Origin of the sequence: Mycobacterium sp. E2238 (assembly GCF_001672665.1) — a bacterium.
Classification (GTDB): domain Bacteria; phylum Actinomycetota; class Actinomycetes; order Mycobacteriales; family Mycobacteriaceae; genus Mycobacterium.
On the sequence record NZ_LZKF01000166.1, the window covers coordinates 24,695 to 30,720 of the forward strand.

Consider the following 6,026-nt stretch of genomic DNA (forward strand, 5'->3'; position numbering starts at 1 on the left):
GAAATGACCGAGGCCAAAGAATCCCAGGCCACTCCGGCGCTCGCCGCCTCGCAGGCCTCATGGCGATGCGTGCAAGCGCACGACCGGGAGGGTTGGCTGGCCCTGATGGCCGACGACGTCGTCATCGAGGATCCGATCGGCAAATCCGTGACCAACCCGGACGGCACCGGGGTCCGCGGGAAGGCAGCCGTCGGCGAATTCTTCGACAACAACATCGCGGCCAACCAGCTGTCCATCACTTGCGAGGAAACGTTCCCGTCGAGTTCGCCCCACGAGATCGCCCACATATTGGTGCTCAACAGCAAGTTCGAGGGCGGCCTCACCAGCTCGGTGCGGGGCGTCTTCACCTACACGGTCAACGACGCCGGACTCATCACCAACATGCGGGGGTACTGGAACCTCGATGTCATGCAGTTCGGCCAGGAGGACTGAGCCGGCCGCTCAGCCTAGCGACGCGTAAAGCTCAGATGCGTGACCCCGCTGGGACTGCTCACCGACTCCAGCTCGAATCGCTGCTCGAGGCCTTCCAGACCTTCCCACAACGGCTCCCCGTGCCCCAGCACGATCGGCACCAACACGACGTGCAGGTGGTCGACGAGGTCGGCTGCGAGAAATTGGCGGACGGTCGAGGGGCCTCCTCCCACGCGGATGTCTAAATCTCCCACAGTTTTTCGGGCCAGCTGAAGGGCTTCCTCGGCAGTGCCGTCGATGAAGTGGAAGGTAGTGCCGCCCTCCATCTCGATCGAAGGCCGGGGGTGATGGGTGAGAACGAAGACCGGGGTATGGAATGGGGGATCGGCGCCCCACCAGCCTTTCCATTCTGCGTCGCTGCCTTTGCGCACCCATGGGCCGCGCTGGGGCCCGAACTTGTTGCGCCCCATGATTTCGGCGCCGATTCCTGGCTCCCACTTGCCGGCGATGGCGTCGTCGATGCCTGTCGTGCCGCCCGCCTCACCGTGCATAGCGCGGAAGGTGCGTGTCGCGAAAAACCACTCGTGCAACCGCCGCCCGGCATGCCCAAACGGCGCGTCCAGGCTTTGGCCGCTACCCGTTGCGAAGCCGTCGAGCGAGACCGAGAGGTTGTGCACGCGCACCTGTGACATGGCGGAATCTCCTGAACTTCTATCCGAGGCGTTGATCTTGCAAGGATTGACCATCACCACTCGTGGAATTCATCGCCGAGATTGCCGTCATGGTCGTGATGTGGACGGCGACCACGACCGTGGCGGCAATTTCGACGCCCTATGCTGGGGCCATGGCGTCGATCTTCACCAAGATCATCAACCGTGAACTCCCCGGCCGCTTCGTCTACGAGGACGACGACGTCGTCGCGTTCCTGACGATCGAGCCCATGACCCAAGGGCACACGTTGGTGGTGCCGCGGGCCGAAATCGATCAGTGGCAGGACGTCGATGGCGCGACGTTCGCCCGGATCATGAGCGTGAGTCAGCTCATCGGCAAGGCAGTGTGCAAGGCCTTCAGGACTGAGCGGGCGGGGGTGATCATCGCCGGGCTGGAGGTGCCCCATCTGCATGTGCACGTGTTCCCCACCCGCCGCCTGAGCGATTTCGGTTTCGCCAACGTCGACCGCAACCCGTCACCGGAGTCGCTGGACGAGGCGCAGGCGAAAATCAAGGCCGCCCTAGCTCAATTGGCGTGAGCCGGCTCCTGCGCAGGCACTTCGCTGACGCGCGGCAGCGTGACGCGGAAACAGCAGCCCTCCCCGGGCGCGGTCGTCACCGTGACGGCGCCGCCGTGCGCACGTACCAGCGAGTCGACGATCGATAGCCCCAGTCCGGTACCTCCGCTGGCGCGTGCCCGCGACGAGTCGGTGCGATAGAAGCGTTCGAAGACGCGCGACGCGTCCTGCTCTGTCATCCCGGGCCCCTTGTCGGCCACCTCGAGCACGGCGTCGTCCCCCGCCGTGCCGACCCGGACGGTGACGTCGGCGCGCTCCGGGGTGTGCTGCAAGGCATTCGCGACCAGGTTGCTCAGCACCTGTCGGATCCGCGGTTCGTCCCCGAGCACCTCCGGGGTGCCCGGGCCGTCGAGCACTTCCATGGCAATGGTGCGTTTGGGGTCCATCGCCTGCGCGTCGTGCACGGCGTCGCTGGCCAGCGCCAGCAGGTCGACCCGGTTGTGCTCGAGCGGTCGTTGCACATCCAGGCGGGCCAACAGCAGCAGGTCGTCGACCAGCAGCCCCATCCGGCTGGCTTCGCTTTCGATCCGCGACAACAGCATGGCGACGTCTCGCGCGGCGCCCTGCCGATACAGCTCCGCGAAGCCCCGGATGGTCGTCAGCGGGGTGCGCAGCTCGTGGCTGGCGTCGGTGATGAACCGCCGCATCCGCTCCTCGGAACCGCGGGCCTTCTCGGCCGACGACTCCGACGACGCGAGCGCTTCCTGAATCTGCGCAAGCATCCCGTTGAGGGCGAGGGACAGCCGGCCGACCTCGGTGCGTGGATCACGTTCCGGGACACGGCGATCCAGCTGGCCGGCGGCGATCGCCGCGGCAGTCTGCTCGACCTCGGACAGCGGCCGCAGGCTGCGCTGAACGACCGCAAAGCCGGCGATGCCGACCACGACCAGCACCGCCACCCCAATGCCGATCTGCAGCCAGACCAGGGAGCTGACGGTGTGTTGGACATCGGAAAGGTCGATCGCCACGGTCGTCAGGCCGTGTGGGCCGCGCACCGAAACCGCGCGCCACAGGATGTCGGACCCGTTGACCGACGGCAGCGTCGTCGGATTGGGGCCGACATCGTTGTTGGGCGGCAATGCCGGTTCGGAGTTGCGGTCGTTGATGGCGGTGAACGGCGTGCCATCAGTGCCGATGCCGCGCACGTAGAACTTCGACGGCGGGCGGGCAGGGTCCGGGCCCTCATAGGGCGGTGGCGACTGCCGCCGCGGGGCCTGCGCCCAACCGCGCGACGCGTCGAGCAGCGTCTGGTCGATCCGGGTGACCAGGCTGTGTCGCAGGATCGACGTGACCGCGATGCCCGAGACCGCCAGCCCGCACGCCACCAGCACCAGAGTGGCGGCGACCAGCCCTACCCGGAGCGGCAATCCACGTCGATGCGGTGTAGTCATGCGAATGTTTCTTCGCTAACGCTGATGACCGAGCGCGGACTCAGCGCGGTTCCCGCAACACGTAACCCACTCCCCGCAGGGTGTGCAGCAGCCGCTTCTCCCCGGTGTCGATCTTGCGGCGCAGATACGACACGTAGGACTCGACGACATTGACGTCACCTCCGAAGTCATATCGCCACACGTGGTCGAGGATCTTGGGCTTGCTCAAGACCGTGCCGGCGTTGATCACAAAGTAACGCAGCAGCGTGAACTCGGTCGGCGACAGCGAGACCGGTTCGCCGGCCTTCCACACCTCATGGGTCTCCTCGTCGAGTTCGATGTCGGCGAAGGTCAGCCGGGCGCTGCGGGGCTCAGCTCCGCCCTTTCCGGCGCGCCGCAGGATGACCCGCAGCCGGGCGACGACTTCTTCCAGGCTGAACGGCTTGGTCACGTAGTCGTCGCCGCCCAGGGTCAGGCCGGCGATCTTGTCCTGCAATGAATCGCGGGCCGTCAGGAACAACGCCGGGGCGTCTATGCCGTCGGCGCGCAGGCGCCGCAGCACGCCGAACCCGTCCATGCCGGGCATCATCACGTCCAGGATCACCGCGTCGGGGCGTGCTTCCCGGGCCCGGTCCAGGGCTTGGGCGCCGTTGGTCGCGGTGTAGACCTCGAACCCCTGAAACTTGAGGCTCACCGAGAGCAGCTCGACGATATTGGCCTCGTCGTCGACCACGAGGACACGAGCCTCGGGTTTCGTTTCACTTGGGGTTGCCGTGGTCATCAGATTCTTCTGCCTCTTGTTGAACGTTTCCTATGTGAAGATTGTGTGGTTGCTGAAAGCTCAGTGCCAACACTCTGATAGTAGTCTGCCAGGAATCATCGCGACCGCTTGGACCTGCGCGGGCTGACGCGGTCGCGTCGCGAATAAACTCGTGGAATGAACCTCGCCGCACGGATCGTCTTGGCCGCGACCGCCCCGGCACGTGTCGGGCTTGCCGCCGCGGACGCCGGCCTGACCGTGGCAACCGCGGCGGTCGGGGTGGCGAAGCGGGCGTTGGGCGAAGGCGGGACGGGCGGGACGAACGCCATGACCTCCATGCTGGGAATCGACGACGCGATCGTTCGCGCCAACCGGCTCGCGCGGCTGCTCGACGACGATGCGCCACTGGGACGCGCCGTGGCGCCGGACGGCCCGATCGATCGGCTGCTGCGCCCGGGCGGGGTGGTCGACATGCTGACAGCGGACGGCGGTCTGCTGGACCGCCTCACCGCGGAGGGCGGCGGTCTGCACCGCACGCTGCAACCCGGTGGCCTGGCCGATCAGCTTGTCTCCGAGGACGGATTGATCGAGCGGCTGCTGGCCGAGGATGGGCTGGCCGACCGCCTGCTGAGCGAGGGCGGTCTGGTCGACAAGCTGACGGCGAAGAACGGGCCGCTGGACCAGCTCGCCGACGTCGCCGACACTCTGGCGCGGCTGACACCCGGGATGGAAGCGCTGGAGCCCGCGATCGCCACGCTGCAGGACGCGGTCGTCGCGCTCACCATGGTGGTCAACCCGCTGAGCAATATCGCCGACCGGATCCCGCTCCCGGGCCGGCGGCGCCCTTCGTCCCGGGCGGTGCGCTCAACGCGCATCATCGACAGCGGCGAGTGACCGTTTAGGCTTGGACCGGTTTGATCCCGCCTCCTTAGCTCAGTGGTAGAGCACTCGCCTTGTAAGCGAGCGGTCGTCAGTTCAATCCTGACAGGGGGCTCCGTAAGGTGGATGATTGGTTTCATGCCCGCAGTCGGCGCCATTGAACGCTGTACCGATGGCTCATGGATGACACGCGTTTTCGCTGCAGCGGCGGCCGCGGTCGCCGTGGTCATTGCCGAATGCTCGTGTCCCACCGCTTCGGCTGACCCCACGTCCGAGACTCCACCGTTCCCGATCGGTCAGATGGGCGTGCCCGTGCATGCTCGGGCGGCCGATGGTGCGACCGCCGACATCACGGTCAACAGTGCGACGTGGTTACCGCCGGGATGCACCACCCATTTTGCGATTCCGACGCCTGGCTCCTCATGCGGCGTGGTGGAACTGACTATCACCGGGACGTCCCACCCGTTCTTCAAGTTCGACCACGGCTACATATTTGCCGGATACGGCGGTGGCAATCAGCCATGGACCCATCCCGACGAAGCGCCCCAGCCGGCGACGCTTGCGGTCGACTACCAGAGGCTCGACAAGATGCCCCCGCTGCAATCGGGCGGCCTTCACGACGGCCAAACCGCGCACGGATTCGTCGGTTTCGCTATGCCGACGGCTGGTGACCTGTACATGACGATCAACGATCCCGCGCAGCCAGCTCCCTACACCGAAGCGGGCTTCATCGTCCACACTTGACGCTCGTCGGTCGCCGTGCAGTACGATGTCAGCGGCGTGAAATCCCAGGGGTGTCGGTACCGTGCGCGCGGTGGCCACGCTGCTGAAGAACAACAAAAGCAGGTAGGCCACCGCACTCAGCGCCGTGACAGTCACCGCCGCTCGGCGATTGCCGACAGCCGCGATGGCCAGTACCCCAAGTGTCAGCAGAATCGCGCTCTGCGCCGGAGTCAATGCCAGCCCGAGAACGGGGGTGCCGGTGGGCACCGCATGCGGATGCAGGGCAGCTGAAATTAGCCCGGCAATGCCGAACGCCGTCACCAGCACTCCCTCGCCGAGCAGCAACCAACGCCCGCTGCGGAAGCGCCTCGGGTCCATCGGGACCCTGTGCAAATCCGAAGTCATCCCGGGAACTGGCCCCGCCGTAACCGGCATCGCGCGACCTCCACCTGAAACAACGCGTCGTACGTCATCGGCTACCCACTACGGCCGGTGCTACGCCAGAGTTGTTGCGCCGGCTGGTCGAACAGCTTCTTCGAACCCGGCGACTTCGATCACCGGGGACGACGGGTGCGCTCACGTAAGGCGGCGACCC

Annotated in this window: 7 protein-coding genes, 1 tRNA gene and 1 pseudogene; 5 read left to right on the top strand and 4 right to left on the bottom strand. The window is 66.3% G+C overall.

Going from position 1 to position 6,026, the window contains the following annotated elements:
- Positions 1–3: 3 nt before the first annotated feature.
- Positions 4–432 (top strand): ketosteroid isomerase family protein, encoded by a 429-nt coding sequence (locus tag A5711_RS15040; protein ID WP_067947788.1) that lies wholly within the window; start codon positions 4–6, stop codon positions 430–432.
- A gap of 14 nt (positions 433–446) precedes the next feature.
- On the opposite strand, the gene A5711_RS15045 is transcribed toward A5711_RS15040, so the two are convergent.
- Positions 447–1,103 (bottom strand): dihydrofolate reductase family protein, encoded by a 657-nt coding sequence (locus A5711_RS15045; RefSeq protein WP_067947790.1) that lies wholly within the window; start codon positions 1,101–1,103, stop codon positions 447–449.
- A 152-nt stretch (positions 1,104–1,255) separates the two neighbouring features.
- On the opposite strand from A5711_RS15045, the gene A5711_RS15050 reads away from it, so the two are divergent.
- The gene (locus tag A5711_RS15050) at positions 1,256–1,660 is read left to right on the top strand and encodes an HIT family protein (protein WP_067947804.1); all 405 of its coding nucleotides are present in this window, start codon (positions 1,256–1,258) and stop codon (positions 1,658–1,660) included.
- Here A5711_RS15050 and A5711_RS15055 read toward each other — a convergent pair.
- Both A5711_RS15055 and phoP read right to left on the bottom strand, forming a co-directional pair.
- Positions 1,648–3,090, bottom strand: a complete 1,443-nt coding sequence (locus tag A5711_RS15055; RefSeq protein ID WP_067947792.1) for a cell wall metabolism sensor histidine kinase WalK — start codon at positions 3,088–3,090, stop codon at positions 1,648–1,650. The genes A5711_RS15050 and A5711_RS15055 overlap by 13 nt on opposite strands.
- A gap of 40 nt (positions 3,091–3,130) precedes the next feature.
- Entirely contained in the window at positions 3,131–3,850 is a 720-nt protein-coding gene (phoP, locus tag A5711_RS15060) for a two-component system response regulator PhoP (protein ID WP_067947794.1), read from the bottom strand.
- A 156-nt stretch (positions 3,851–4,006) separates the two neighbouring features.
- Here phoP and A5711_RS15065 point away from each other — a divergent pair, with 156 nt between their 5' ends.
- The 3 genes from A5711_RS15065 (at position 4,007) to A5711_RS28040 (ending at position 5,452) form a co-directional block, all read left to right on the top strand.
- Positions 4,007–4,723: a hypothetical protein gene (locus A5711_RS15065; RefSeq protein WP_067947796.1), complete on the top strand. Its 717-nt coding sequence runs from the start codon at positions 4,007–4,009 to the stop codon at positions 4,721–4,723.
- Between the two features lie 28 nt (positions 4,724–4,751).
- Positions 4,752–4,823: transfer RNA gene (locus A5711_RS15070), tRNA-Thr, on the top strand.
- 68 nt (positions 4,824–4,891) lie between these two features.
- On the top strand, positions 4,892–5,452 hold the full coding sequence (locus A5711_RS28040; RefSeq protein ID WP_067947798.1) for a hypothetical protein: 561 nt from the start codon (positions 4,892–4,894) through the stop codon (positions 5,450–5,452).
- 24 nt (positions 5,453–5,476) lie between these two features.
- Here the strand turns inward: A5711_RS28040 and A5711_RS28045 are convergent.
- Positions 5,477–5,866 (bottom strand): annotated as a pseudogene (locus A5711_RS28045) (hypothetical protein); the annotation flags it as partial.
- Positions 5,867–6,026 lie beyond the last annotated feature (160 nt).

Coding starts and splice junctions, on each gene's coding strand:
- A5711_RS15040 (WP_067947788.1), top strand. CDS start 4: ATGACCGAGGCCAAAGAATCCCAGGCCACTCCGGCGCTCGCCGCCTCG.
- A5711_RS15045 (WP_067947790.1), bottom strand. CDS start 1,103: ATGTCACAGGTGCGCGTGCACAACCTCTCGGTCTCGCTCGACGGCTTC.
- A5711_RS15050 (WP_067947804.1), top strand. CDS start 1,256: ATGGCGTCGATCTTCACCAAGATCATCAACCGTGAACTCCCCGGCCGC.
- A5711_RS15055 (WP_067947792.1), bottom strand. CDS start 3,090: ATGACTACACCGCATCGACGTGGATTGCCGCTCCGGGTAGGGCTGGTC.
- phoP (WP_067947794.1), bottom strand. CDS start 3,850: ATGACCACGGCAACCCCAAGTGAAACGAAACCCGAGGCTCGTGTCCTC.
- A5711_RS15065 (WP_067947796.1), top strand. CDS start 4,007: ATGAACCTCGCCGCACGGATCGTCTTGGCCGCGACCGCCCCGGCACGT.
- A5711_RS28040 (WP_067947798.1), top strand. CDS start 4,892: ATGACACGCGTTTTCGCTGCAGCGGCGGCCGCGGTCGCCGTGGTCATT.